This window comes from Mesorhizobium sp. B2-4-17 (assembly GCF_006441275.1).
Classification (GTDB): Bacteria; Pseudomonadota; Alphaproteobacteria; order Rhizobiales; family Rhizobiaceae; genus Mesorhizobium.
In genome coordinates, this window is the sequence record NZ_VFUX01000004.1 from 142,491 (window position 1) to 167,812 (window position 25,322).

Genomic DNA, 25,322 nt, shown 5'->3' on the forward strand with positions numbered 1-25,322 from the left:
CAATGGAGGCAACGCTTTCGGGAGGCTGTGATGGAATATGTCCGGGCGTTCAAGCCCGCGCCGCCGACGTCGGGCATCATCGCCTGCAGTGTCTATACCGCTGGGCGCCGTATCGCGGACATCCCGATCGAGGAAGCTGGCGAATGGGCCAGGAAATCCGGACACGTCGTCTGGATCGGGCTGCTCGAACCCGATCGCGACCTCCTGCTGCGCGTCAAGGCGCAATTCCATCTGCATGAGCTGGCGATCGAAGATGCCGAGCATCCACACCAGCGGCCGAAGCTTGAGCAATATGGCGACGCGCTGTTCATCGTCGCCCGCACGGCGCAGTTGATCGACGGACGGGTTACCTTCGGCGAAACGCATCTCTTTGTCGGCTCAGGCTACATTGTCAGCGTCAGGCATGGCCCGTCGACGTCCTATGCCGCCGTGCGTCAGCATTGGGAAAGCTGCCCGCACTCGCTTGCCAAGGGTGAGGATTTCGTCCTCTACGCCATACTCGATTTCATCGTCGACAATTACATGCCCGTACTCGAGCAGATCGAGGACGAGGTCGAGGCGATCGAGGACAAGGTCCTTTTGAAGCCGATGACAGGCCCTGACATCGAACGGCTCTACATGCTGCGCCGCGATCTCCTGCGCCTGCGCAATGCCGCGCTGCCGCTGGTCGAGGTCTGCCGTCGGCTGACCAGCTCCGATCTGCCGCAGATCCATTCCGCCATGCACCCGCTGTTCCGCGACGTGACCGACCACATCCGCACCGTCCAGGAAAAGATCGACAGTTTGCGCGAGGTGTTGGCGTTCGCCTTCGAGGCCAGTCTTCTGGTGGGTCAGAGCCAGGAAACGGCGATCTCCAAGAAACTCGCCTCATGGGCGGCCATCCTGGCCGTGCCGACCGCATTCGCCGGCATCTACGGTATGAACTTCACCGACATGCCGGAACTGAAGATGGAATATGGCTATCCCATCGTGCTCACCGTCATCGCGCTGATCTGCGCGGTTCTCTACTGGCGGTTTCGCAAGAATGGATGGCTGTGACAGTAGGGCAGTAGGGCAGTAGGGCAGTAGGGCAGTAGGGCAGTAGGGCAGTAGGGCAGTAGGGCAGTAGGGCAGTAGGCTAAGACAAAGCCTCACGAGCGCAGTTCAAAAACATATTGCCCTACTGCCTTACTGCCCTATTCCCCTAATTTACCGACTGCGCCGCCGCTCCGCCGCCGGCTGGAACGCAACGCGGGCGTGGTATTTGCAGTAGGGACCGGTTTCGGCGGCCTCGTTGCCGCAGAAGTTGAAATCCTCCGAGAGCGGATCGCCATTCGGCCATTTGCAGGTGCGCTCGGTCAGCTCGACGAGTTGCAGATGCCGTGAGATCGGTATCACGACATTCTCGACCGGGCGGATATAGTGCCGCGCCACCGGTTCGGCGTCGAATTGCGTCTGAAGGGCAGTCGCGCCGATCGATGTCGTGACATGGCGAGCCGCGGTCGCGGCGCGCGCCACTGATTTCTGGATGGTCGAGCCTTGCGTCGCCTTCTTCTGGCGTGCCGGCGTCGCCGTTGCGCGGCCGCGGCCCGACAGCTTCAGCCGATGCACCTTGCCGATGACCGCATTGCGGCTGACCCCTCCAAGCTGCGCAGCAATCTGGCTTGCGCTCAGACCCTCCGACCACAATTTTCTGAGAAGTTCGACCCGCTCGTCAGTCCAGTTCATGAGACCGCGCTCCTGCTAAGCGTGCGGCAATCAGAATCCATTCCCGACCCAGCACCACTGCTGGGACAGACACCACATATATCTGGTGATTAGGTCCGCCGCACGAAATCTAGTTATTTCTCGACTACAATTACCTTATGCGCTGACTCGGTGACAAGAGTCCCAAGTGCAACACGAATCGGTTTTTTCGGTTTTCCCCAACTTGCCGGTCGCTTATGAGCCGGCATCTCGTCAGGGGGCTTGCCGCGTGCCACTACGCGACGTTTTCGTTGACTTCATGGCCGAAAAACCCGATAAGCCGCAAAGGCCGCCGCTTTGGCGGCTTTTTTGATTTTCCGGTACCGGAGACGCATATAATGAGCGGTTCGGCGCTTTTCGAGACCTTTGCTCGCGCACCCCTGGCTTTCGACCACGGGGAAGGCACCTGGTTGGTTACGGACAAGGGCGAGCGATATCTCGATTTCGCCGGCGGCATCGCGGTCAATTCGCTGGGCCACGGCCACCCGCATCTGGTCGCCGCCCTCACCGAGCAGGCGGCAAAACTCTGGCACGTCTCCAATCTCTACGAGATACCGGAACAGAGCCGGCTCGGCGAACGCCTGGTTGACGCCACTTTCGCCGACAAGGTGTTCTTCACCAACTCCGGCGCCGAGGCATTGGAATGCGCCATCAAGACGGCGCGGCGCTACCACTTCGTCAAGGGCCATCCCGAGCGCTTCCGCATCATCACCTTCGAAGGCGCCTTCCATGGCCGCACGCTGGCGACCATCGCGGCAGGCGGCCAATACAAATATCTCGAAGGGTTCGGACCCAAGGTCGAAGGCTTCGACCAAGTCGGCTTCGACGACATCGATGCCGCCGAAAAGGCGATTACGCCTGAGACCGCCGCGATCCTGATCGAGCCGGTGCAGGGCGAGGGCGGCATCCGTCCGGTGCCGGTGCAATCGCTGAAGCGGCTGCGTCAGCTTTGCGACCAGCACGGGCTGCTGTTGATCTATGATGAGGTTCAGTGCGGCATTGGCCGCACCGGCAAACTGTTCGCGCATGAATGGTCAGGCGTCACCCCCGACATCATGGCGATCGCCAAGGGCATTGGCGGCGGCTTCCCGATGGGTGCCTGCCTTGCCACCGACGAGGCGGTTGTCGGCATGACCGCTGGCGTGCACGGCACGACCTTCGGTGGCAACCCGCTGGCCATGGCGGTCGGCAACGCCGTGCTCGACGTCGTGCTGGAAGACGGCTTCCTCGAGGACGTCCAGCGCAAGGCGCTGCTGATGAAGCAGGGACTTGCCGCGGTCGCCGACGAGTTTCCCGAAGTCATCGAAGGCATTAGAGGCACCGGCCTGATGCTCGGCCTCAAATGCGCCATGCCCAACACCAAGGTCAACATGGCGCTGCGCGACCAGCATTTGCTGGCGGTTCCGGCCGGCGACAACGTCATCCGCCTGCTGCCGCCGCTTACCGTCACAGACGCCGAGATCCACGACGCGCTCAACCGCATCCGCGCTGGTGCCAAAGGCCTGGCGGATGCCATTGCCGTGGCCGCCGCGAAGTAATCCCGGAACCATTGCTGATGTCAGTGCGCCACTTCACCGACCTTTCCGCCGTTTCCGAAGGCGACCTGCGCTTCATGCTGACGGACGCGGTGGCGCGCAAGGCGCGCCTCAAGGCGGGCGATCGGTCGAAGCCGCTCGAAGGCAAGGTGCTGGCCATGATCTTCGACAAGCCGTCGACGCGCACGCGCGTCTCCTTCGATGTCGGCATGCGCCAGCTTGGCGGCGAGACGATCATGCTGACCGGCACCGAGATGCAGCTCGGCCGTTCCGAGACCATCGCCGACACCGCCAAGGTGCTGTCGCGCTATGTGGATGCCATCATGATCCGCACCACCTCGCATGAGCGGCTGCTGGAGTTGACCGAGAATGCCACTGTTCCGGTGATCAACGGCCTGACCGACGACACCCATCCTTGCCAGCTGATGGCCGATATCATGACCTTCGAGGAGCATCGCGGTCCGGTTGCCGGCAAGACCATCGCCTGGACCGGCGACGGCAACAATGTGCTGCATTCGCTGCTCGAAGCGTCGGCGCGTTTCCGCTTCAACCTGAATGTCGCAGTGCCCGAGGGCAGCGATCCGTTCGAAAGATATGTCGACTGGTCAAAGGCCAATGGCGGCAGGATCAGCTTCGCCCGCTCGGCCGAAGAAGCCGTCGACCAGGCGGATTGTGTGGTCACCGACAGCTGGGTGTCGATGGGCCAGGAGCATCGTGCACGCGGCCACAACGTCTTCCTGCCCTATCAGGTCAATGCGGCGCTGATGGCCAAGGCAAAGCCGGACGCCCTGTTCATGCATTGCCTGCCGGCGCATCGCGGCGAGGAGGTGACCGACGAGGTCATGGACGGGCCGCATTCGGTGGTCTTCGACGAGGCCGAGAACCGACTCCATGCCCAGAAGGCCGTGCTCGCCTGGTGTCTTGGTGCTTGAAGTGTCTTGGTGCTCGAAGTGTCTGGACGTTTGAAGTGTCATGGCGCTGGTCTGGGCGCTTGATCCGCGGAGGCGCGATCCCTATCTGCGCCGCATCACGCAAATCAAGCGCGTTTGGACGCATGTGCCCACCGGGGCCGCATGGCCGCGCCCTGGAGCTTTGTCATGTTGGAAACCCATCAAGTGACTGAACATCACCCCAAACTCGGCGAGTTCGGCTACGCTGGCGACGACCATGTCGTGCCTTTCGAGGTCGGTCCGCTCGACGTACGCGGCCGCACCGTGCAACTCGGGCCGATGCTCGACGCCATCCTCGGCCGCCATGACTATCCCGAGCCGGTTGCCCGCCTGCTTGCGGAAGCCTGTGTGCTCACGGTGCTGCTCGGCACCTCGCTCAAATTCGAGGGCAAGTTCATCCTGCAGACCCGCACCGACGGGCCGGTCGACATGCTGGTGGCGGATTTTTCCACGCCCTCGGCGCTGCGCGCCTACGCGCGCTTCGATGCGGATCGGCTCGAGGCACTGGTCGCGGCCGGCGAGACGTCCCAGCAGACGCTGCTTGGCAGCGGTGTGCTGGCGCTGACCATCGACCAGGGCGCCCATACGCAACGCTATCAGGGCATCGTCCAGCTCGACGGCGAAACACTGGAAGACGCGGCACGCACCTATTTCCGTCAGTCGGAACAGATTCCGACCGACATCAGACTCTCCGTGGCCAAGCTGCTGACGCCCGGCGTCGGCGGCGCGCGCGAGCAGTGGCGTGCCGGCGGCATCCTGGCGCAGTTCCTGCCGCAGGCGTCCGAGCGCATGCGCGTCCCGGACCTGCATGGCGGCGATGGCGATCCGCGCGAGGAGATCCATGATCCCACGGACAATTCCTGGCAGGAATTGCTGGCGCTGCTCGGCACCATCGAACCGACGGAACTGATCGATCCCACGATCGGCGCCGAGCGGCTGCTTTACAGGCTGTTCCACGAGCACGGCGTGCGCGTCTTCGGCGGCGTCCCCGTCGCCGACCAGTGCTCATGCTCCAGGGACAAGATCCGCGGCATCCTCGAAGGCTTCTCCGCGCAGGAGATCAGGGACAGCACCGAGGACGGCGGCATCCATGTCGCCTGCGAATTCTGCTCGAAGCAATATGACTTCGACCCGGCGGAATTCGCGGCGGCGAAGTGAAATACCGGTCTTCTCCCCTTTCACGGGGAGAAGGTGCCGGCAGGCGGATGAGGGGCAGCGCAACCTTCGGCAGTGATCGCGCGGATCCACCCAGCGCTTGTATGTTCCCACGAGCTGCCGCCCTCGTTGCCCTGATGGGCATTTCTCCCCGAATAGTGACGCCATCGCAGCGGACCTCGCCAATCGCCGAGGTCTAATTCACGGTCCGCTTTGTCCCCGGCAGGTCGAGCGAGAAGGCGGGGATGGCGATGTCGAACGTCTCGCCGCGTTTGTTGCGCATCGTGTAGTGCCCGACCATGATCCCTGACGGCGTCGAGAGCGGGCAGCCGGACGTGTATTGATAGCTGTCGCCGGGGTTGAGTTCGGGCTGGTCCCCGACAACGCCCGGCCCGCGCACCTCCTCGACCCGGCCCGCTCCGTCGGTGATGTGCCAATAGCGCGACAGAAGCTGCACGAACTCGTCCGACTGGTTGTCGATCGTTATCTGATAGCCCCAGACGTAGCGGTTCTCCGAAGGGTCCGAACGATCCTCGAGATAGAACGGCCTGACCTGCACTTCAATGTTGCGCGTGACGGCGCGGTACATGAGCGGCTCCAAAACAATCCGGTACCTTTCGGCGCTCCCAGCGAGCAGGTCAACGTGCGCGTCTTGTCGCGCGTGACCCTGAAAGGCAGGTGGCGGCAAAGAATGTCATTTAAGTGACACATGACAATGGTGGTGTGGGCGACTCGGCGCTCTGCCGACCTGTTGAAACGGCCGTCACGCGCGCCGTCTTTTCTGGAGTGACCAGATCTCGATGGAACTCACTCTCATAGCCGCCTCGCTCTCGACCGCACTCATCCTTTCAAACGCCGCCAGCATTGCGCTTGCCACCTCACAGCTGAAACGGCGCACTACGATCGCACCGCCAGCCGGCAAATCGCTGCCGGTGTCGATTGTCGTACCATCGCGTGGCGTCGAGCCGTTCACGCACGAGACACTGGAGCGCGCCTTCTCGCTTGACTGGCCGCGCTATGAACTGATCTTCTGCGTCGCCCATGCGGACGATCCGGTGGTCACGCTGATCCGTGCCACCATGGGGCGCTTTCCCAAAGTGCCAGCCCGCCTGTTGATCGGCGATGACCGTATCAGCGCCAATCCCAAGCTCAACAATTGTGTCAAGGGCTGGGAAGCGGCGCGCCACAACTGGGTCATTCTTGCCGATTCCAACGTGCTGATGCCGAGGGACTACATTCAGCATTTGATGGCGGCATGGCGGCCGGATACCGGCCTTGTCTGCTCGACGCCGATCGGTTCGCGGCCCGATGGCTTCTGGGCTGAGGTCGAATGCGCCTTTCTCAACACGCTGCAGGCGCGCTGGCAATATGCCGGCGAGGCGCTTGGGCTAGGCTTTGCCCAGGGCAAGAGCATGCTGTGGAACAAGCCCATGCTGGATGCCAATGGCGGCATTCGCGCGCTGGCCGCCGAGATCGCCGAGGACGCCGCCGCGACCAAGCTGGTGAACGGGCTTGGCCTGCGCGTCAATCTCGTTGCCGCGCCTTTCGAGCAGCCGCTCGGCCGGCGCACGCTTGGCGAGATCTGGTCGCGCCAGGCCCGCTGGGCTCGCCTGCGCCGCGTCACCTTCCCGCTGTTCTTCGCGCCTGAAATCCTGACTGGTGCCGTGGTGCCGCTGCTGCTTGCGCTGGCCGCGGCGGCAAGCGCCGGCTTCAGCCTGCCGCTCACGGCCATCGCCGTTTTGGCGGCCTTCTACCTTCCGGAATGTGCCCTGGCCTGGTCCAAGGGCTGGTACCTGTCATCGCGCATCGTCGCGGCGATCATGGTGCGCGACCTCATCCTGCCGGCGATGTGGGCACGTGGCTGGCTCGGCGGCGCCGTCGACTGGCGCGGCAATGCGATGACCATCGGCACCAAGGCGACCGAACTGGAGGAGACGCCGTCGAGCGCCTGAAGCCGCGTAGGCAGGCCTTACTTGGCCGTCTGCAACGCCTGCGCGATGTCTTCCAGAAGGTCGTCGGTATCCTCAAGGCCGACCGACAGCCTGAGCGTACCTGGCCCGATGCCGAGTTCGGCGCGGGCCTCGTCCGTCAGGTTCTTGTGGGTGGTCGTCGCCGGATGCGTGATCAGGCTCTTGGCATCGCCGAGATTGTTCGAGATCAGCACGATGTCGAGCGCGTTCTGCAAGGCGAAAGCCGCCTGCTTGCCGCCCTTGACGTCGAGGCAGATCAGCGTCGAGCCGCCCGACATCTGCTTCTTGACGATATCCGCCTGCGGATGGTCGGCGCGGCCGGGATAGATCACGCGGGCGATCTGCGGCTGCTCGGCGAGGAAGTCGGCGATCTTGCCGGCGCTTTCCGTCTGTTGGCGCACGCGCAGCGGCAGCGTCTCCAGGCCCTTCAGCAGCGTCCAGGCATTGAAGGGCGACAGGCTGGGGCCGGTATGGCGGAAATAGTCGTGCAGGTTCTTGTCGATCCACTCCTTGTCCGACAGGATCACGCCGCCCAGACAGCGGCCCTGGCCGTCGATGTGCTTGGTCGCCGAATAAACGACGATGTGGGCGCCGAGCTGCAGCGGCTTCTGCTGCAAAGGCGTGGCGAAGACATTGTCGACGACAAGCCGTGCGCCGATCGAATTGGCAAGTGCGGCGACTGCCGTGATGTCGACCACTTCCAGCGTCGGGTTGGTCGGGCTTTCCAGGAAGAACAGCTTGGTGTTCGGCCTCACCGCCTTTTCCCAGTTGGCGATGTCGGTGCCGTCGACCAGCGTCGCCTCGATGCCGTAGCGCGGCGCCAGCGTCTCGACCACCCAGCGGCAGGACCCGAACAGCGCGCGCGCCGCCACGATGTGGTCACCGGCCTTGACGCTGCACAGAAGCGCCGCCGTTACCGCAGCCATGCCGGATGCCGTGGCGCGGGCATCCTCCGCACCTTCCAGCGCACACATGCGCTTCTCGAACATATCGACGGTCGGATTGGCGTAGCGCGAATAGATGAAGCCCGGTTCCTCGCCCTTGAAACGGGCTTCGGCGGCCTGCGCCGTCTCATAGACATAGCCCTGGGTCAGGTATATCGCCTCGGAGGTCTCGCCGAAGCCGGAACGCAGGGTCCCGCCATGCACGAGGGCTGTCTGAGGCTTCCAGTTGCGCTTCTTGGTGCTCATTGCTTTTGTTCCAGACACAAAAAAACCGGCCGCGAAAGTCGCAACCGGTCCATACGGCCTTGCGGCCCGACGGTCCTTTAGCGACTTGTTTAACGTGGCTGCAAGCCGACCGGCCAAATCACCACGGGATAACGACCCTTTAGACCCGCGCCACGCTTGCGTCAATTGCCGGCTTCATTAAGAGGGTTGTACCAGACCTCGCCCGGCCTTCGAGCGGAGCAAGACTTTGCGGCAGACAGGCATTCTTCCCGATCAGGACATTTCGGCGCTGTTCCAGTCCGGCGCGCTGAAGTCGCCACGCGCGCTCGATGTCGACCAGATCCAGCCGGCGAGCCTTGATCTCAGGCTCGGCGACAAGGCATGGCGGGTGCGGGCTTCCTTTCTGCCCGGTCCAAGCCACAAGGTTTCGGAAAAGCTCGATCGGCTGCAGCTTCACGAGATCAACCTGACCGAGGGCGCGGTGCTGGAAACCGGCTGCGTCTACATCGTGCCGCTGCTCGAAAGCCTGGCATTGCCAGCCGACATTTCTGCATCGGCCAATCCGAAAAGTTCGACCGGGCGGCTGGACATCTTCACCCGTGTCATGACCGACCGGGGGCATGAGTTCGACAAGATCGCCGCCGGCTATACCGGTCCGCTCTATCTGGAAGTCAGCCCGCGCACCTTCCCGATCGTCGTGCGCACCGGCTCGCGCCTGTCGCAGATCCGTTTCCGAACGGGCAATGCGCTGCTCTCGGAAGCCGAACTGCATGAATTGCACCGCGCCGAGATGCTGGTCGCCACCGAACCGCCGAACATTTCGGGCGGGGGCATCGCGCTGTCGATCGACCTCAATGGCGACAGTGACGGGTTGATCGGCTATCGCGGCAAGCATCACACCGGTCTCGTCGATGTCGACAAGCGCGCGGCGCAGGATGTCCTCGATTTCTGGGAGCCGATCCACAAGAGCGGCGCCGGCGAACTGGTGCTCGATCCCGATGAGTTCTACATCCTCGTCAGCCAGGAAGCGGTACATGTGCCGCCGCTCTACGCCGCCGAGATGACGCCGTTCGACCCGCTGGTCGGCGAGTTCCGCGTCCACTATGCCGGCTTCTTCGATCCGGGTTTCGGCCATTCGGCGGCCGGCGGCACCGGCAGCCGGGCGGTGCTCGAAGTGCGCAGCCACGAAGTGCCGTTCATCCTCGACCACGGCCAGATCGTCGGCCGGCTGGTCTACGAGCACATGCTGAAGCGGCCGCAGGCGCTCTACGGCACCGATCTCGGCTCCAACTACCAGGCGCAGGGCCTCAAGCTCTCAAAGCATTTCCGCGCCGCGCGCTGATCCAGGCGAGATTCAGTAGGGATCGACCCCAATCCCGTCAGCTGCGAAACAAATACTCCGTCGCGGCGCCAAGACAGGAATGAAAGTGGCCGATAAACAGCAGTTCGCGTACGGACAAGCGCTTTCGACCCCAAAATCCCTCGGTCTGCTTCTCCTCATCGAGCGGAGAGCTCGCCCCTGAATCCAGAGGGAACAACTGCTTGTCGAGGCATCCGAGGACATGGGCTCTGGCGGAGTCGATACCGCAGGGCCCGGCATTGTCATTCAGCTTGTCAGCGCGAAGCGCGGAGGTCATGCGATCCGCGTTGCGCATCAGAAAGCTGGTTTGTGTCTTCGAGTAACCCGTCGCCAGAAGCCGGTTCGTCATTGCTGAGCGAGCTTCGCGGTAGGATTGTGCGCTGCATTGACCAGCGCTGTAAGTGGCAACGGAAGAGCAGGCGAGGAACAGAGCCACGCCCGCCAACAGATTGCCACGCCGTGTCACGCGCATTTTTTCTCAGCTATCTCAAAGCGCCTTCACGACCACACTCACCGGCTGCTCGATCTCCAGCGGATTGCGCAGCGGCAGTCCGAAATCCCCGGCCTCGATCTCGAACACGTCGCCGGCCTCGGTCCTGATGCCATCGGCGAAGGACAATGTCGCCGTGCCGAACATATGCACATGCACATCGCCCGGCTGGCGGAACGCCGAATATTTGAAATGATGGTGTTCGAGATTGGCGATGGTGTGCGACATGTTGGCTTCGCCCGACAGGAACGGCTTTTCCCACAGCGTCTTGCCGTCGCGCACGATGCGCGATGTGCCGCGGATGTCGGAAGGCAGCTCGCCGATCAGGATCTCCGGCCCGAACGAGGCGTTGCGCAGCTTGGAATGGGCTAGGAAGAGATAGTTCACGCGCTCGGTCACATGGTCGGAAAACTCGTTCGACAGCGTGAAGCCGACGCGGAACGGCGCGCCGTCGTCGCCGATGACATAGATGCCGGCGATCTCGGGTTCTTCGCCGGCGTCCCTGGCGAACGCCGGTGACAGGAGCGCGGCACCCGGCGCCACCGCCATCGTGCCGTTGCCCTTGTAGAACCATTCCGGCTGCACGCCGACCTGGCCCTTCGCCGGTTTGCCGCCTTCCAGGCCCATGCGGAACATCTTCATGGAATCGGTGAGCTGTTCCTCGCCGTCGGTGCTGAGCTTCCTGTGCATGGAATCGCGCGTCGCCGCCGAACCGAGATGCGTCAAGCCGGTGCCGGTCAGATGCAGGTGCGCCGGATCGGGGTGATTGATCGGCGACAACAGCCGCCCCTTCTTGTAGGCGGCGTCGAGATCGACCGTCTCGCCGAGCCCCTTGCGCTCGATCAGGGTGGCGAGGCCGATGCCGGTGCGGGCAGCCTCCATCGCCAGCGAATAGACGCTGCGGGCGCCGTTGATGATCCGGGTCTTGCCGCCGCTGCGGGCAACGACACGGATGGTCTCGGCGTCGTCGAGAATTTGCGAGATCAGCATGATCAGTCCTCTCTCATGTGCCTTGGCATGGCTCCCAGCTGGGCAAACCTTCCCAAGCGCGGCTGGAACGTTGTCCATGCCACGGGTGAAATTCTCCGTTCGGATTGCGCTCGCGGGCCTGTCCCTTGAGGGAACTTCTTCGTGCCAGTCGGTTGCCGGCAGCGCCGCGGTGTGACCCGTATGCCTTCCTGGTGCCCTCAGCCCTTGTTCTTGTTGTAGACGTCGAACACCACGGCACCGAGCAGCACCAGGCCCTTGACGACCTGCTGCCAGTCGACATTCACACCCATGATCGACATGCCGTTGTTCATCACGCCCATGATGAAGCCGCCGACCACCGAACCGATGACCTGACCGACGCCGCCCATCGCCGAAGCGCCGCCGATGAACACGGCGGCGATGACGTCGAGTTCGCTGCCGAGGCCCGCCGCCGGCACCGCCTGTCCAAGGCGCGCCGCGATGATCAGACCGCCAAGCGCCGACAGCACGCCCATGTTGATGAACACGTAGAGGGTCAGCCGCTCGGTGTTGATGCCCGACAGGAGTGCGGCCTTGGGATTGCCGCCCATCGCGTAGATGCGGCGGCCGATCGTCATGCGCTTGGTGACGAAGACGAACAGCGCGATCAGCGCCGCCATGACCGTCAGCACGACCGGAAAGCCCTTGTAGGTGGCGAACTGATAGACGAGAAACAGGACAAGCGCACTGATTACCAGCGTCTTGACGGTGAAGAGCGAGAACGGTTCGGCCTGATAGCCGTGCCGCTCACGCGTGCGTCGTGCCTTGAGGCCAAAGAAAATATAAGCCGCCACGCCGATGACCCCGATCACCATCGTCGTCATATGCAGCGTCAGGCCGCTGCCGACGATGGTCTTGCCCGCCGCGTTCACGGTTGGTGCAATCAGCGTCAGCGGACCGATCAGGTCGGGAATGAAGCCGGAACTCAGCTTGTTGAAGCCATCCGGCAGCGGGCCGACCGAGGAGCCACCGCCGAGCAGCGCCTGGCACATGCCGCGGAAGATCAGCATGCCGGCCAGCGTGACGATGAAGCTCGGTATTCGATGGTAGGCGATCCAATAGCCCTGTGCCGCGCCGATGGCACCGCCGATAATCAGGCAGACGATCGACACGACCAGCGGATTGCTGAGCGGGCCCAGGTTCCACGTCACCATCATGTTGGCCGCGAGCGCACCGATGAAGCCGGCGACCGAACCGACGCTGAGGTCGATGTAGCCGGAAACGATGACCAGCAGCATGCCGAGCGCCATCACAATGATGAAGGAATTCTGCTGCACGAGGTTGCTGAGATTCAGCGGCTTGAACAATGTGCCCGACGTGGTGAACTGGAAGAACACCATGATAGCTATCAGCGCCAGCACCAATCCGTAGTCGCGCAGATTGGTGACCAGTGCCGAGACCGCGAAGCGTGGCGTATCCGTCCCGCCATCGGCAGTGGCGGATTGCGGTACGGGAGCGCTCTCTGTGCTCATGATGCTTTTCCTTCTCCCCGAACGATGGCGCGCATGATCTTTTCCTGGCTGGCGTCGCTCGCCGCCATTTCACCGACGATGCGCCCTTCGTTCATCACATAGATTCGGTCGGTGATGCCGAGCAGTTCGGGCATTTCCGACGAGATGACGATGATCGCCTTACCTTCGGCGGCCAGGCGCGCGATGATGGTGTAGATTTCGTATTTGGCGCCGACATCGATGCCGCGCGTCGGCTCATCGAGGATCAGCACTTCCGGGTTGGCGAACAGCCATTTCGACAGCACCACCTTCTGCTGGTTGCCGCCCGAAAGGTTGCCGGTCATCTGGTAGACGCTCGACGCGCGGATATTGGTCTTCTTGCGATAGTCATTGGCGACGTCGAGCTCGCGCAGGTCGTCGATCACGCCGTGGCGCGACACGCCGCCAAGATTGGCGAGCGTGATGTTGTGCTTGATATGGTCGATCAGGTTCAGCCCGTAGGTCTTGCGGTCCTCGGTGACGTAGGCGATGCCTTGCTTCACCGCTTTGCTGACCGAGGAAAGATCGACAGGCTTGCCGTTGAGCAGCACCTCGCCGGTGATGCGGCGGCCATAGGAACGGCCGAACAGGCTCATGGCGAATTCGGTGCGTCCGGCGCCCATCAGCCCGGCAATGCCCACCACTTCGCCTTTGCGCACATCGAGATCGATGCCTTTGATCACCTGGCGGTCGGCATGGATCGGGTGATAGACCGACCAGTCGCGGATCTGCAGCACGACATCGCCGATCCTGGGGTCGCGCGGCGGATAGCGGTCGTCGAGCGAGCGACCCACCATCGAAGTAATGATGCGGTCTTCCGAAATGTCCTTCCTGGCAAGCGTCTCGATGGTGCGCCCGTCGCGGATGATGGTCACCTTGTCGGCGACACGGTTCACCTCGTTGAGCTTGTGCGAAATCAGGATCGAGGTCATGCCTTGCCGCTTGAATTCGAGCAGCAGGTCGAGCAGGGCCTGGCTGTCCTTTTCCGACAGGCTCGCCGTCGGCTCGTCGAGGATCAAGAGCTTCACGTCCTTGCTCAGCGCTTTGGCGATCTCGACCAGTTGCTGCTTGCCGACGCCGATATTGGTGATCAGCGTATTGGGATCTTCCTTGAGGCCGACCTTCTTCAGCAACCCGGTCGTGCGCGCCTCGTTGGCATCCCAGTCGATGATCCCGCGCCTGGCATGTTCATTACCAAGAAATATGTTCTCGGTGATCGACAGCATCGGCACCAGCGCAAGTTCCTGGTGGATGATGACGATACCCTTGTGCTCGCTGTCGTGAATGCCCTTGAAATGGCACTCCTCGCCGCGAAAGATGATCTTGCCATCATAGCTGCCTGAGGGGTAGACGCCCGACAGGACTTTCATCAGCGTCGACTTGCCGGCGCCATTCTCGCCGACCACGGCGTGGATCTCGCCTTCCTCGACACGCAGGTTGACGTTCGACAGCGCCTTCACGCCGGGAAACGTCTTCGTGATGTCCTGCATCTCCAAAATCGTCGAGGCCATGGGCAATAATTCTCCTGCGAGATCCGCAACAATACCGGGGTCGCTGGTGAACGAAAAGGGGCCCTGCGTTGCGCAGGACCCCTCGCTTTGCGACCGGAATTACTTCAGGTCTTCGGCTTTGATGTAGCCGGAGTCGACGACCAGCTTCTGGTAGTTCGACTTGTCGACTTCATGCGGCGTCAAGAGGATCGAGGGCACGACCTTGACGTCGTTGTTGTAGGTCTTGGTATCGAGACCGTCCGGCTTGCCGCCCGACAGCACCTTGTCGACCAGTTCGACGGTCGCCTTGGCGAGGTCGCGCGTATCCTTGAACACGGTCGAATACTGTTCGCCGGCGATGATTGCCTTCACCGAAGCGGTTTCGGCATCCTGGCCGGTCACCACCGGCCACGGCTGGTCGGCTGTGCCGTAACCGACAGCGCGCAGCGAGGCGATGATGCCGCGCGACAGGCCGTCATAGGGCGACAGAACGCCATCGACGCGGGCGCCGCTGGAGTAATTGGCCGAGAGCAGATTGTCCATGCGGGCCTGTGCGGTCGCGGCCAGCCAGCGCAGCGTGCCGACCTTGTCCATGCCCATCTGGCCGGACTTGATCTTGATCGAGCCGTCGTCGATCATCGGCTGAAGGACGGACATCGCGCCATTGTAGAAGAAGAAGGCGTTGTTGTCGTCGGGCGAGCCGCCGAACAGCTCGACATTCCAGGGCTTGGTGTTCGGGAAACGCTCCTTGAGGCCCTTGACCAGCGAATTGGCCTGGATGACGCCGACGCCGAAATTGTCGAAGGTGGTGTAATAATCGACATTGGCCGTCTTCTTGATAAGGCGGTCATAAGCGACGACGACGACGCCTGCGTCATTGGCCTTCTGCAGCGCGGCCGACATGGTCGTACCGTCGATCGAGGCGATGATCAGCGCCTTCGGACCCTTGGTGATCTCGTTTTCAAGCTGGCTGAGCTGGTTGGGGATATCGTCCTGCGCGTATTGCAGGTCGACCGTATAGCCCAGGGCCTCGAGTTGGGACTTGACGGCGTCGCCGTCATTGATCCAGCGCTGCGAGGTCTTGGTGGGCATCAGCACGCCCACGAGGCCCTTGTCGGCTGCGTAGGCGGTGGCCGACATGGCGGCGATGCTGACCGCCAAGGCGGCGACTAACGTCTTGATGATTTTCACTTAACTCTCCCTGGTTGATGGACGCGGCACCCCGGGGGTCGCGGGCCGCGCAATCGTGCAGAAGCGCCAAGGCACTGCTGCCGTCATATCGATCTCCGGTATCCTCCCATGGTCCCGAGACGCTGATTTCAATCGATGCGATTTCCATCGTCGCCGATCGTCGCATTTCGGAACGCACTGACGTTGCGACCCTTTTGCCATAACTGTCAAATGCGATCTTTGATGTTTGCTATATCGTGGTTGGTATGAATTATTGGAACACGGCAGGTCGGCACGAATGCCGGCCGCCAGGAGAGAAAGTGGGGAAGCATGGCGGCGCTGCGAAATCCGGCTGCGGTTTCAAATGGTCACAGTGAAAAGCCGGGCGATGGCGAAACCTTGCTGCGCAGTGGGCTCAGCCTGCGTCACATGCGCATGATCGTCGCACTCGACGATCATGGCCGGGTGAGTGCCGCCGCGCAGGTGATGAACATTTCCCAGCCGGCGGCTTCGCGCATGATCGCCGAGATGGAGGCGGTGCTGGAGGTCAAGCTGTGCGAAAGGCTGCCGCGCGGAATCACGCTGACGCCCTACGGCAAGGCGCTGGCAAGGCGTGCGCGTTCGATCCTGCTGGAGATGCGCGAAGTCGATCGCGAGATCGCCGAGCTCAAGGCGGGCAAGGGCGGTTCGGTGTTCCTGGGTGCCGTGACCGCGCCGGCGATTGAACTCGCGGTCCCGGCGATCCGCGAAATCCGCCGCATCTATCCACGCATCGAGATCACCATGCAGGTGGAAACCTCCAATGTGCTGGCGCGCGAGCTGATTGCCACGCGCCATGATTTCATCATCGCGCGCATTCCTGACGACCTTAACCCGAGACTGTTCGAATCCCGTGTCATCGGCGTCGAGAAAGCTTGCCTGATCGTGCGCCGCGGGCACCCTCTCATCCGGGGCAGCGTGGTGCGGCTGGAAGATACCGCCGCCTATGACTGGGTCTTCCAATCGGGCGGCTCGCCCTTGCGCCAGGCGATGGAGAGCAATTTCCTGAACCGCAACATCGCGCTGCCGGACAGGATCCTCAATACCAGTTCGCTGCTCTTGACGCTGGTCATGGTCGCCCAATCCGACGCCATCGCACCGGTTTCGGTCCAGGTGGCGAAATTCATCCAGAATCCCGACGGGCTGGCCGGTGCCATCGACGTCGTACAGACCGAATTCGACATCGAGGTCAGGCCTTACAGCCTGATCACGGTCAAGAATCGGGTGTTGTCGCCGGCCGCCAAGATGCTGCACGATTTCATCCTGCGCGAAGTGGGGTGAGGGAACAACAATCGCGACCGCGCGTTCAGGCACGATCGGCATGCCCGCTGAAGCCCATTTCGGCGAGGGAATGAGATGCCGATGATCAACTTGGAGGAGGGTTCGATGGAACGTCGGTTGTTTCTTACCGGAATGCTTGGCGCCGCGGGGGTGGTGGCCTTTGCGAGTGTGGCCGGACCCGGCCGCGCGGTTGCCGGTATCCCGCAGGGCAACGGAATTCTCGATGTGTTGGACAAGCCGGATCCGGCTGTCTCCGAAGGGGATGACGAGGCCGGATTGGAGCAGGTCTCGCATCGTCGCTGGCATCGCTACGGCGAATGGCGTCATGATCGCCGCTGGCGCCGCCGCCATGGGCGCCGCCGTGTCTGGCGCAGGGTTTGCCGCCGGACCTGGCGTCACGGCCGGCGCCACGTGCGCTGCTGGCGCGAGCGCGTATGGGCCAGGGTCTGGCTGTAACCGGCTTCTGCCTGACCCAAAGGACCGGCCACGTTGCTGGCCGGTCTCTTCACAACAGATCTTGTGCAGCGTGGCGTCGATCGCCTCAACGTGGCGGATTTCGCACTTATTTTAGCTTAGCCTAAGGTAGAATCGACGGAACGATATCAGCGTCTGGCCGTTGCAGCGCTGTTTAGGTGGAGTTGTAAGCATGCCGAGGGGCGATCAGGAAGAACCATATTCCGCAATGAGGATCATGCGTTTGCAGGCAGCGGGCAATCAGCACGCATGAAAGGCGTGGCGATACTGACGGAGGCCCGTAGCGGCTCCGAATGGCTTGGCAGCCTGGCAAACAGCACGGGATTGTTCGGTAAGTCGGCAGAATGGCTTGATACGGCCAATCTGGGATGCAAGCCGAAATCCTTCGACGAACTCATGTCCGCGGTGATCGATCGCGGCGGGACGGCAAATGGCAGGTTCGCCGTAAAGCTGTTTCCCCGGCACCTTCACTGGTCGCAGGCGAAATATGGAGCCGACTTCCTTGCGGAATGCCTCCGACGCCATGCCATGGGTTTGGTCCTGCTGGAGCGGCGGGACCGCCTTCGCCAAGCGATTTCCTACTGTCGGGCGAAGGCATCAGGCCGTTGGAGAAGCACGGACGGCGCGGATTTGGTTCCGCAATATGACTTCGCCGGTATCTGCCAGGCCTATTTCCTGATCGAACAGAGCTATGCCTTCTGGGAAGCCTACCTGCGCATGGCGGACCTGCCCTACGATCATTTCTTTTACGAAGACCTATTGGACGACCCCCGCCCTTACGTGGCATCGGTGGCCCGGCAATTGTCGATTGAAATGCCGAACCGCGAGTTCAAGACGAATTTGCGGCTGCAACGGGACAATCACACCGAGGACTGGGCAGAGCGATTTCAAAACGACGTCAAATCCCAGGGCCTGCTGGCACATCTCCCCAAAAGGGTGGCGCCGCGAAATATCAACAACCTCGCCCGGTTCCTTCTCAAGAAGCAGATGAGAATTGGCCAAGCCTGACTTGACCAATGTCATGTCGGTCCCATCACGTGGGCGGGGTTCGTCGCTCAGTGCGGTTGGCAACAGCACATAATCGTGATGGCCGCATTGCTCAGCATACCGGACGTCTGGACTGTTGTGATTGCCTAAAGGCAGACGTCACCGCCCGCAATGCATTGTCGGCCCGACGCTCTAGAAGTCATTATGCGACGGGCTGCCTCGCGACACTGTGTAAAACTGGCGCCGCTACTGCCGCGCCAGCACCTGAATGTCTGAAGGTCTGACCTACGATCCTTCAGTACGGCGAATCGGGAAAATAGAATTCTTCCGCGTTGTCCTTGGTGATCAAGGGGCTGTCCAGGATGTAGCGCCCCCGAATCGGCGCCTGCGTCGCGGTGCGCATGGTAGTAAGCTCGATCGCCGGGATGATCAGGGTTGGCGGATAGAAAATGTCGGCGTCGACGGCGCCGCCGCCGTCCTTGACCATCTTGACAACTTTGTTCATGCCGGAACCGCCCAAAACTACGATCTGTTTCGGCCTATTGGCCTGCTTGATTGCCTCCATGGCGCCGAGCGCGGCATCGTCGTCGCCCGCCCACACGCCGTCGATGGCGTCATATTTCTGCAGGAAGTCCTGCATCACCTCGAAACCCTTGTCCGGATTCCAGTTGGCGAACTGCATGTCGAGAATCTGGACCTTCGAGCCCCCCAACTCCTTTTTGAAGGCATCGATGCGGACATTGTCGATCGTGGTTGGAATGCCCCTCATGACGACGATCTTGGCACCATCGGGAAACTTCTTCTTGAAGTAATGCCCCGCGATCACGCCGTATTGCGGGTTGTTGCCGCCGACATAGAGGTCCTCGATGCCTTCCTCCGACAAGCCGCGATCGACGGTCGTTATGAACACGCCTTTGGCCTTGGCCTGCTTCACCGGTTCGGTCAGGGGCTCGGATTCAAACGGCAGGATCACCAGCGCGTCGATGCCTCGCGCGACGAGATCCTCGACGTCGTTGACCTGCTTGGAAGCGTCGTTGGCGGCAGCGACCACGAACTCGATGTCAGGGAAGGCCTTTTTCATCTGTTCGACGGTACGCTTGGTCTGGAAGTTGAGACCGCCGGTCCAGCCATGGGTTGCCGCCGGAATGGAAATGCCGATCGTCTTACCGCCCGCTGCCAAGGATGTTTTCGGCATGCCTACGGCGCCGAGCGCGAGCGCGATCGCTCCGCCCTTTAGGAAAGTTCTCTTCTCCACGGTGTGCTCCTCTCTAGGATAGCGGGTCAGACCTCTCGGCGACCCTTCTGCAGATAAACGGCGATGATGATGATGACCCCCTGGAACGCGCCGTTGAGATATGGGCTGGCGAGCGCCGTGAGGTTTAGGATGTTGTCGATCAGGCCGAGAATAAGGACCCCCACGATCGACCCCCAAATGCGGCCGAAGCCGCCTTTGAGCGCGGTCCCGCCGATGATCACGGCGGCGATAGCTTCAAGCTCCCACAGGAGACCGGTTGATGGCGTCGCGGCGCCGAGCCGCGGAACATAGATCATCGTGGCCAGGGCAACGCAGACCCCTTGGAACACGTAAGTCAGGATCCGCACGCGGTGGACGCGGATGGCCGAATATCTGGCTACTTCCGGATTTGACCCGATGGCGGTGATGTGGCGGCCAAGCCGGGCGCGGCGCAGGACCAATTCCGCCCCTATCGCTAGAACGATCATCGCGATCAACGGATAGCTTACGCCGGCGACTGAGCCATAGTAGAGTGGTCGCGCGATCCCCTTGAGGCTGCTTGAAAGCGAGATCGAACCACCGTCCGAAAGCCAGGTGATGACGGAGCGGAAAATGCCCATCGTGCCCAAGGTGACGATGAAGGCGTCGATGCCGCCCTTGACAACGAGGACGCCGTTAAGCGAGCCCGCGACCACGCCCAGCGCCAATGCCAGGACTATGCCGATCAGCACGGCCAGCCAACTGTCCCCGAGCGACGAGCCTGCAGCGTTCATGCCCATGATGACTAGGCCAGCGATCAGCGCCGACATTGATCCGACGGAAAGGTCGAGGCCACCAGCGGTGATAACGTAGGTGGCGCCAATGGCGATGATGCCGACGATTGCCGAGCGGGTCAGCAGATTGGATAGGTTGCCAGCAGACAGGAAACTGTCGCTCAGCATGCTGCCGATGAAGATCAGCGCCAGCAGGGCCATGATAGGTCCCAACGCGCTAAGTCGCTTGGTGGCGCCAAACCACGAACGGTGTGGCATGGCATCGGCGGGGTTGGCGGCGGTGTTCATTTTATGCGGCCTCCTTGGTCAGACCCATAGCGAGGCGAACGATGGTGCCCTCGTTGATGTCGTTGCCGGTCAATTCGCCGGCGACGCTGCCTTTGCGCATCACCAGCACGCGATGCGCCAGACCGATGACTTCCTGCATCTCGGAAGAGATCACCACGCAAGCGGCGCCTTGCGCGGCAAGCCCGGCGATGACCCGGTAGATCTGCTGCTTGGAGCCTATGTCGACGCCGCGGGTCGGTTCGTCGAAGATGACCACATCCGGGCGGCTCGCTAGGGTCTTGGCGATCAGGACCTTCTGCTGGTTGCCGCCGCTGAGCGAGCGCGCGATTGCGTTGGGGGCGCCCCTTCGTATGTCGAACTCGCGAACAGCCTGGTCCAGCCGTCCGCGTTCTTCCGCTCTGTTGATCCAGGCCCGACCTCTTAGCGCACCGACGGTAAGGGAAACGTTCTCATCGAGGCCGGCATCCAGGAGAAGCCCTTTACCCTTGCGATCCTCGGTCAGGTAGGCCAAGCCGGCGGCCCATGCCTCGCGCGCCTTGGGCAGGTGTCCGTTTGCGGCTTTGGCAAAAGCGAAGTTCCGGCATTGCGCGGGTCTCAGGCCGGCGAGCGCTTCAAATGCTTCGGTCCGGCCGGAACCGACCAGTCCGGCAATTCCAAGGATCTCGCCGCGGCGCAGTCGGAAGCTGATTCCACTGACATGAGGCGGGCTTTGCAGATCGTCGACGCTGAGCACGACGTCGCCCGCGGGCATTGCACTCTTTACTGGATAGAGTTGGCTGAGTTCGCGGCCGACCATCAGCGCCGCCATCTCGTCTTCCGTCAGTTCCGACGCCGGTCCAACATGCCGGATGCGCCCGTCCCGAAGAACAGCCACTCTGGAGGCGATCGCCTTCACCTCGTCGAGACGATGAGAAGTGAAGATGATGGAACCTCCGTCCGACACGAATTGCCGCATCCGCCGGAATAGGGCTTCCACTTCGCGAGCGCCCAGCACGGCGGTCGGTTCATCCATGAGCAGAAGTTTCGGGTTCCTCGCGAATGCCTTTGCCACTTCCACCATCTGCCATTCGGTGTTGGGCAGGCCGGAAAGCTTGGCGCGGGGATCGGCTGACGAGCCCAATGCGTCCAGAAGCAGGCGGGAATCTCTGTGTATTTTCGGATAGTCGACGAGAAGGTGGCGACGAGGTTCGCGGCCGATGAAAATATTCTCGCCGACGGTCAGGTCCGGCGCGAGGCAGAACTCTTGGTGGATAAGGACGATCCCAGCATCCTCGGCACTTTGAACGGTCGCAGGGAGGGGACGTCCGCAGATCAAGGCCGTGCCGGCCGTTGGCGGCACATAGCCGCCAACGATGCGCATCAAGGTAGATTTCCCGGCGCCATTCTCGCCCACGAGGGCAAGAATTTCCCCACGATCGACCGACAAGGTGAGATCCTCGAGAACAGGATTCAGCCCATACGTCTTCGCGACGTCGCGCAACTCGACAAACGCCGTCATGAGATTTGACCTTCGGATTGTGATGAAGTCAGACGCCTACGCGCTGCTTCCTGCGAGCTTGAGCCTGTTCCATATGCGCTTCCTGCACCTGCGGCCTGGCGCTAACCTCGGGCACACCCACATCCCACCAGGCATCACCAGGCGTCCAGGTGAAACCATCGGACACCAGCGTGATGACCGTTGTCCGGTCCGTTCCGAGGGCCCAATCGACGGCTTGCGCGAGGTCCGCCAGACTGTCGACGCGCCGAGTGAGCGCGCCCATCGATTCGGCGTGCTTCACAAAATCGACGCTGAACGGCTCCTTCACGCGGCAATCCTTGATCAGGTTGTTGAAGGAGGCAGCGCCCTTGGCATTCTGGAGACGATTGATGACGGCGTAGCCGCCGTTATCGCAGACGATCACCACCATCTTATGGCCCGACAGGACCGTGGAATAAATGTCCGAGTTCATCATCATGTAGGTGCCATCGCCGATCATCACGATCGGCGTTCTCGTCGGGTCGGCCATGGCGGCACCCCAGCCGGCGGCAATCTCGTAGCCCATGCATGAGAAGCCGAATTCGCAGTCGAACGTATTGGGAGCCTTGACGCGCCAGTTCTTCATGACCTCACCCGGCAGTCCGCCCGCAGCCGTGATGACCAGGTCACGCTCGCCTGCGCGCGCATTCACGATGCCGATGACTTGGGCGTAGGTGGGAACGGGCTGATTGGTCGGCTGCTGGTACCCATCCAGCGCTTTGTTCCACTTGGCGAACTCGACACGGCCCTTCTCGGTCCATTCCTTTGGCGCCTGCCACTCCTCCAGCGCCGCTCCCATCTCGTTGAGCGAGGCCAGGGCGTCGCCCACCACCGCCAGAGCTCGATGCTTGGTCGCGTCCCAACGGGCCGCGTTGATGGAAATGAACTTGGCGTCCTGCGCGAAAGCGCTCCAGGAGCCGGTGGTGAAATCCATCAAGCGCGTGCCGACGGCAACGATCACATCCGCTGACGCGGCAAGCGCGTTGGCCGAAGTCGAGCCAACGATGCCGATCGGGCCGACATAGGCCGGATGATTGTGGCTGACCGTGCTTTTGCCGGCGATCGTCTCACACAACGGAATGCCGTGGATGAGGGCAAGGTCGGCCAGCACCTGCTCGGCGCCTGAGTAGCGTGTGCCGCCACCAGAAATGATAAGCGGGCGCTTGGCAGCCTTCAGCAGTTTCACCGCTTCTGCAAGCCGGTCGGCATCAGGCCGTGGCCGCGGGATCGCGTGCACCGTCTCGGCGAAGAATTCCTCTGGGTAGTCCCAAGCCATCTCCTGGACATCCTGCGGCAGTGCGATGAATGCCGGGCCGCAATCAGCCGGATCGAGCATGGTGGCGACTGCCTGGGGGAGGGAGGAGATTATGCCTTCGGGATGAACGATGCGGTCCCAATAACGGGTTACCGGCTTGAAGGCGTCATTGACGTTGATGGTCGGATTGCCGAAGTGCTCGACCTGCTGCATGACCGGGTCGGGGCGTCGATTGATGAAAGTATCGCCGGAGAGCAGCAGCACCGGCAGACGGTTCGAGTGGGCCACCCCGGCGGCGGTGACCATGTTGAGGGCGCCGGGGCCGATCGAGGTTGCGGCCACCATAATCTGGCGGCGGCGCTTGGCTTTGGCGAAACCGATTGCCGCGAGTGCCATCGACTGCTCGTTTTGCCCGCGCCACGTTGGCAACCTATCCTGGACCGCTTCCAGCGCTTCCGACAGGCAGGTCACATTGCCGTGCCCGAAGATGGCGAAGACGCCCGGAAAAAGCGGTACCCGCTCTCCGTCGACGATCGTGAACTGATTGCAAAGATAGCGGACCAGGGCTTGCGCCATGGTCAGACGGACCACTGACATTTGATTCCTCCGGGCATCGCGGCAACATCATGCCGAATGATGAATTCAATTCCTATTGCGGAACTGACTTTTTTGCAAGTGGCATTGCAGAAGAATGCAACGACAAATCCGGATCACCGGTTTTCGAGCCGGAATTCTCCGCTGGTAAACCAAGTGCAAAGAAGCCATCATGCAACAAAAATTGCAAGGATGTTGGCCGTGGATGAGAAAGTGAAAGCCCCAAAGGACTACGAGGAACTCATCCGCGTGATCCACGATCGGTATGAGCAGATGAGCAAGTCATACCAGAAGATAGCCGTATATCTCACGCAGAACCCAAATGATGTTGCGGTGCGATCCGTGAACGCGATCGGGGAAAGCAGCGGTGTTCACGCATCGAGCTTCGTGCGCTTTGCCCAGGCACTAGGCTATGAGGGGTTCAAGGATCTTCAGACCCTTTTCCAGAAGCGATTGTCCACCGCGGCGCCTGGCTTTGAAGCGCGCGTCAAGGCGCTGGAGACGGAACTGGGGGCGCGAACCGACCGCAGCGAGTTCGGCCTGATGCACGATCTGGTCGTTCGTGATATCGCCTCGCTGCAGGAGATGCTCACAGCTATCCCGCCGGCAGACTTGGCCGAAGCCGTCAACCTGCTCGAGAAGGCCGACGTCATCTATCTGATCGGGCAATTGCGCTCGGCGCCAGTGGTCGAACTCCTGCGTTACATACTGACGATGCTGGGCAAGCGATGCACGTTGCTGGACCCTGGCGGCGGGCTCGCCACGCATATGGCTCGCGTGATCCGCCCACAGGATGTGCTTTTCGCGGTATCGTTCCGGTTCTATGCAAACGAGGTCGTGAATGTCGTGGAAGAGGTTGCCAGCAGGGGCGTCCCCATCGTGGCGATTTCGGACAGCACCTTGTCGCCGCTGACCAAGAGCGCACGCGTGCTTTTTGCGGTGCCCGAGCACGAATACACGTTCTCAAGATCGCTTGCGGCCCCGATGTGTCTTGCGCAGGCGCTAACAGTAGCGCTGGCAGCGCGCTTGCAGAACAATGGCGTTGACCCGCGGATCCCGACAGTCACAGGGCAATAGCTCTTCTGTGCCGCGGGCGGTGAGCATCATGCCGAGGGTGGCGATGAAGGGGGGAGGAGCGGCGCAGCCTTGTGCTGCTCCGTATTGAAGCGAAAATCGACTGGTTGCGATCTACCATGAAATGTCTATTGACAAACCAATAGATGTTGCAATGATTGTTGCAATACGGTTTTAGGGAGGATTGCGCCAGCCTGCGCAGGGCTCGCGATCCATCGGCCATGCCGAGGATCAGCGCAGCCGGAGGTTGCTCCGCAGGGAGCGGAACGCTCATCCCACCATGCCGGAATCTTGT

General features: G+C 61.9%; 22 protein-coding genes, 1 pseudogene and 1 riboswitch. Of the genes and pseudogenes, 10 read left to right on the forward strand and 13 right to left on the reverse strand.

Features of this window, described 5'->3' with window-relative positions; translation table 11 throughout:
• Positions 1 to 30: 30 nt before the first annotated feature.
• Positions 31 to 1,038 (forward strand): magnesium and cobalt transport protein CorA, encoded by a 1,008-nt coding sequence (locus FJ548_RS05270; protein WP_140765470.1) that lies wholly within the window; start codon positions 31 to 33, stop codon positions 1,036 to 1,038.
• A gap of 150 nt (positions 1,039 to 1,188) precedes the next feature.
• Here the strand turns inward: FJ548_RS05270 and FJ548_RS05275 are convergent, their stop codons facing one another.
• Entirely contained in the window at positions 1,189 to 1,707 is a 519-nt protein-coding gene (locus FJ548_RS05275) for a GcrA family cell cycle regulator (protein ID WP_140607673.1), read from the reverse strand.
• Positions 1,708 to 2,063: 356 nt separating this feature from the next.
• Between FJ548_RS05275 and FJ548_RS05280 the strand changes: the two genes are divergently transcribed.
• The 3 genes from FJ548_RS05280 (at position 2,064) to FJ548_RS05290 (ending at position 5,368) form a co-directional block, all read left to right on the forward strand.
• Complete coding sequence (locus FJ548_RS05280) at positions 2,064 to 3,263, forward strand: aspartate aminotransferase family protein (protein WP_140777184.1); 1,200 nt, start codon at positions 2,064 to 2,066, stop codon at positions 3,261 to 3,263.
• A 17-nt stretch (positions 3,264 to 3,280) separates the two neighbouring features.
• A complete protein-coding gene (gene argF, locus FJ548_RS05285; protein WP_140777186.1) occupies positions 3,281 to 4,192 on the forward strand; it encodes an ornithine carbamoyltransferase in 912 nt (303 codons plus the stop codon).
• Positions 4,193 to 4,333: 141 nt separating this feature from the next.
• Positions 4,334 to 5,368: an Hsp33 family molecular chaperone gene (locus tag FJ548_RS05290; protein ID WP_140691453.1), complete on the forward strand. Its 1,035-nt coding sequence runs from the start codon at positions 4,334 to 4,336 to the stop codon at positions 5,366 to 5,368.
• Between the two features lie 193 nt (positions 5,369 to 5,561).
• On the opposite strand, the gene apaG is transcribed toward FJ548_RS05290, so the two are convergent.
• A complete protein-coding gene (apaG, locus tag FJ548_RS05295; RefSeq protein WP_140607669.1) occupies positions 5,562 to 5,954 on the reverse strand; it encodes a Co2+/Mg2+ efflux protein ApaG in 393 nt (130 codons plus the stop codon).
• 211 nt (positions 5,955 to 6,165) lie between these two features.
• On the opposite strand from apaG, the gene FJ548_RS05300 reads away from it, so the two are divergent.
• Positions 6,166 to 7,317 (forward strand): ceramide glucosyltransferase, encoded by a 1,152-nt coding sequence (locus tag FJ548_RS05300; protein ID WP_140777188.1) that lies wholly within the window; start codon positions 6,166 to 6,168, stop codon positions 7,315 to 7,317.
• Positions 7,318 to 7,334: 17 nt separating this feature from the next.
• Here the strand turns inward: FJ548_RS05300 and FJ548_RS05305 are convergent, their stop codons facing one another.
• Positions 7,335 to 8,525: an O-succinylhomoserine sulfhydrylase gene (locus FJ548_RS05305; protein ID WP_140607667.1), complete on the reverse strand. Its 1,191-nt coding sequence runs from the start codon at positions 8,523 to 8,525 to the stop codon at positions 7,335 to 7,337.
• Between the two features lie 57 nt (positions 8,526 to 8,582).
• Positions 8,583 to 8,660: riboswitch (SAM riboswitch) on the reverse strand.
• A 91-nt stretch (positions 8,661 to 8,751) separates the two neighbouring features.
• On the opposite strand from FJ548_RS05305, the gene FJ548_RS05310 reads away from it, so the two are divergent.
• Positions 8,752 to 9,846 carry a 2'-deoxycytidine 5'-triphosphate deaminase gene (locus tag FJ548_RS05310; protein WP_140607666.1) on the forward strand — a complete coding sequence of 365 codons (1,095 nt, stop codon included), beginning with the start codon at positions 8,752 to 8,754 and terminating at the stop codon, positions 9,844 to 9,846.
• A 37-nt stretch (positions 9,847 to 9,883) separates the two neighbouring features.
• Here FJ548_RS05310 and FJ548_RS05315 read toward each other — a convergent pair whose 3' ends face one another.
• The 5 genes from FJ548_RS05315 to chvE all read right to left on the reverse strand — a co-directional run bounded on the left by FJ548_RS05315 (position 9,884) and on the right by chvE (position 15,533).
• A complete protein-coding gene (locus FJ548_RS05315; RefSeq protein ID WP_140607665.1) occupies positions 9,884 to 10,336 on the reverse strand; it encodes a hypothetical protein in 453 nt (150 codons plus the stop codon).
• A gap of 15 nt (positions 10,337 to 10,351) precedes the next feature.
• Positions 10,352 to 11,344, reverse strand: a complete 993-nt coding sequence (gene araD1, locus FJ548_RS05320; RefSeq protein ID WP_140607664.1) for an AraD1 family protein — start codon at positions 11,342 to 11,344, stop codon at positions 10,352 to 10,354.
• A 197-nt stretch (positions 11,345 to 11,541) separates the two neighbouring features.
• Complete coding sequence (gene mmsB / locus FJ548_RS05325) at positions 11,542 to 12,834, reverse strand: multiple monosaccharide ABC transporter permease (RefSeq protein WP_140607663.1); 1,293 nt, start codon at positions 12,832 to 12,834, stop codon at positions 11,542 to 11,544.
• Positions 12,831 to 14,363, reverse strand: a complete 1,533-nt coding sequence (gene mmsA, locus FJ548_RS05330; protein WP_140607662.1) for a multiple monosaccharide ABC transporter ATP-binding protein — start codon at positions 14,361 to 14,363, stop codon at positions 12,831 to 12,833. The genes mmsB and mmsA overlap by 4 nt, the downstream gene beginning before the upstream one ends.
• A gap of 99 nt (positions 14,364 to 14,462) precedes the next feature.
• Positions 14,463 to 15,533: a multiple monosaccharide ABC transporter substrate-binding protein gene (gene chvE, locus FJ548_RS05335; protein WP_140607661.1), complete on the reverse strand. Its 1,071-nt coding sequence runs from the start codon at positions 15,531 to 15,533 to the stop codon at positions 14,463 to 14,465.
• Positions 15,534 to 15,842: 309 nt separating this feature from the next.
• Between chvE and FJ548_RS05340 the strand changes: the two genes are divergently transcribed.
• The 3 genes from FJ548_RS05340 (at position 15,843) to FJ548_RS05350 (ending at position 18,314) form a co-directional block, all read left to right on the forward strand.
• Positions 15,843 to 16,832, forward strand: coding sequence for a LysR family transcriptional regulator (locus tag FJ548_RS05340; protein WP_140607660.1), 990 nt, complete (start codon positions 15,843 to 15,845; stop codon positions 16,830 to 16,832).
• 75 nt (positions 16,833 to 16,907) lie between these two features.
• Entirely contained in the window at positions 16,908 to 17,288 is a 381-nt protein-coding gene (locus FJ548_RS05345; protein WP_246678557.1) for a protamine-2 (modular protein), read from the forward strand.
• Between the two features lie 267 nt (positions 17,289 to 17,555).
• Entirely contained in the window at positions 17,556 to 18,314 is a 759-nt protein-coding gene (locus FJ548_RS05350; protein WP_140607659.1) for a Stf0 family sulfotransferase, read from the forward strand.
• 274 nt (positions 18,315 to 18,588) lie between these two features.
• Here the strand turns inward: FJ548_RS05350 and FJ548_RS05355 are convergent, their stop codons facing one another.
• From FJ548_RS05355 to iolD, 5 genes and pseudogenes are all read right to left on the reverse strand, one after another.
• Complete coding sequence (locus FJ548_RS05355; RefSeq protein ID WP_210240604.1) at positions 18,589 to 19,548, reverse strand: substrate-binding domain-containing protein; 960 nt, start codon at positions 19,546 to 19,548, stop codon at positions 18,589 to 18,591.
• A gap of 26 nt (positions 19,549 to 19,574) precedes the next feature.
• Positions 19,575 to 20,588 carry an ABC transporter permease gene (locus tag FJ548_RS05360; RefSeq protein ID WP_246678560.1) on the reverse strand — a complete coding sequence of 338 codons (1,014 nt, stop codon included), beginning with the start codon at positions 20,586 to 20,588 and terminating at the stop codon, positions 19,575 to 19,577.
• Position 20,589: 1 nt separating this feature from the next.
• Positions 20,590 to 21,396: an ATP-binding cassette domain-containing protein gene (locus FJ548_RS30285; protein WP_246678564.1), complete on the reverse strand. Its 807-nt coding sequence runs from the start codon at positions 21,394 to 21,396 to the stop codon at positions 20,590 to 20,592.
• A 246-nt stretch (positions 21,397 to 21,642) separates the two neighbouring features.
• Positions 21,643 to 22,086: pseudogene (locus tag FJ548_RS30290) on the reverse strand (ATP-binding cassette domain-containing protein); the annotation flags it as partial.
• A gap of 28 nt (positions 22,087 to 22,114) precedes the next feature.
• Positions 22,115 to 23,956, reverse strand: coding sequence for a 3D-(3,5/4)-trihydroxycyclohexane-1,2-dione acylhydrolase (decyclizing) (gene iolD, locus FJ548_RS05370; protein ID WP_140777192.1), 1,842 nt, complete (start codon positions 23,954 to 23,956; stop codon positions 22,115 to 22,117).
• Positions 23,957 to 23,992: 36 nt separating this feature from the next.
• Here iolD and FJ548_RS05375 point away from each other — a divergent pair, with 36 nt between their 5' ends.
• On the forward strand, positions 23,993 to 25,030 hold the full coding sequence (locus FJ548_RS05375; RefSeq protein ID WP_246678561.1) for a MurR/RpiR family transcriptional regulator: 1,038 nt from the start codon (positions 23,993 to 23,995) through the stop codon (positions 25,028 to 25,030).
• Positions 25,031 to 25,322: the final 292 nt, after the last annotated feature.

Bases quoted from the DNA above. Each gene is read 5' to 3' on its own strand.
- apaG (WP_140607669.1), bottom strand. From the start codon at position 5,954: ATGTACCGCGCCGTCACGCGCAACATTGAAGTGCAGGTCAGGCCGTTC.
- FJ548_RS05345 (WP_246678557.1), top strand. From the start codon at position 16,908: ATGCCGATGATCAACTTGGAGGAGGGTTCGATGGAACGTCGGTTGTTT.
- iolD (WP_140777192.1), bottom strand. From the start codon at position 23,956: ATGTCAGTGGTCCGTCTGACCATGGCGCAAGCCCTGGTCCGCTATCTT.
- argF (WP_140777186.1), top strand. From the start codon at position 3,281: ATGTCAGTGCGCCACTTCACCGACCTTTCCGCCGTTTCCGAAGGCGAC.
- FJ548_RS05315 (WP_140607665.1), bottom strand. From the start codon at position 10,336: ATGCGCGTGACACGGCGTGGCAATCTGTTGGCGGGCGTGGCTCTGTTC.
- FJ548_RS05305 (WP_140607667.1), bottom strand. From the start codon at position 8,525: ATGAGCACCAAGAAGCGCAACTGGAAGCCTCAGACAGCCCTCGTGCAT.
- FJ548_RS05280 (WP_140777184.1), top strand. From the start codon at position 2,064: ATGAGCGGTTCGGCGCTTTTCGAGACCTTTGCTCGCGCACCCCTGGCT.
- FJ548_RS05375 (WP_246678561.1), top strand. From the start codon at position 23,993: ATGATGAATTCAATTCCTATTGCGGAACTGACTTTTTTGCAAGTGGCA.
- araD1 (WP_140607664.1), bottom strand. From the start codon at position 11,344: ATGCTGATCTCGCAAATTCTCGACGACGCCGAGACCATCCGTGTCGTT.
- FJ548_RS05275 (WP_140607673.1), bottom strand. From the start codon at position 1,707: ATGAACTGGACTGACGAGCGGGTCGAACTTCTCAGAAAATTGTGGTCG.
- mmsA (WP_140607662.1), bottom strand. From the start codon at position 14,363: ATGGCCTCGACGATTTTGGAGATGCAGGACATCACGAAGACGTTTCCC.
- FJ548_RS05360 (WP_246678560.1), bottom strand. From the start codon at position 20,588: ATGAACACCGCCGCCAACCCCGCCGATGCCATGCCACACCGTTCGTGG.
- FJ548_RS30285 (WP_246678564.1), bottom strand. From the start codon at position 21,396: ATGGCGGCGCTGATGGTCGGCCGCGAACTCAGCCAACTCTATCCAGTA.
- mmsB (WP_140607663.1), bottom strand. From the start codon at position 12,834: ATGAGCACAGAGAGCGCTCCCGTACCGCAATCCGCCACTGCCGATGGC.
- FJ548_RS05300 (WP_140777188.1), top strand. From the start codon at position 6,166: ATGGAACTCACTCTCATAGCCGCCTCGCTCTCGACCGCACTCATCCTT.
- FJ548_RS05290 (WP_140691453.1), top strand. From the start codon at position 4,334: ATGGCCGCGCCCTGGAGCTTTGTCATGTTGGAAACCCATCAAGTGACT.
- FJ548_RS05350 (WP_140607659.1), top strand. From the start codon at position 17,556: ATGAAAGGCGTGGCGATACTGACGGAGGCCCGTAGCGGCTCCGAATGG.
- FJ548_RS05340 (WP_140607660.1), top strand. From the start codon at position 15,843: ATGGCGGCGCTGCGAAATCCGGCTGCGGTTTCAAATGGTCACAGTGAA.
- FJ548_RS05270 (WP_140765470.1), top strand. From the start codon at position 31: ATGGAATATGTCCGGGCGTTCAAGCCCGCGCCGCCGACGTCGGGCATC.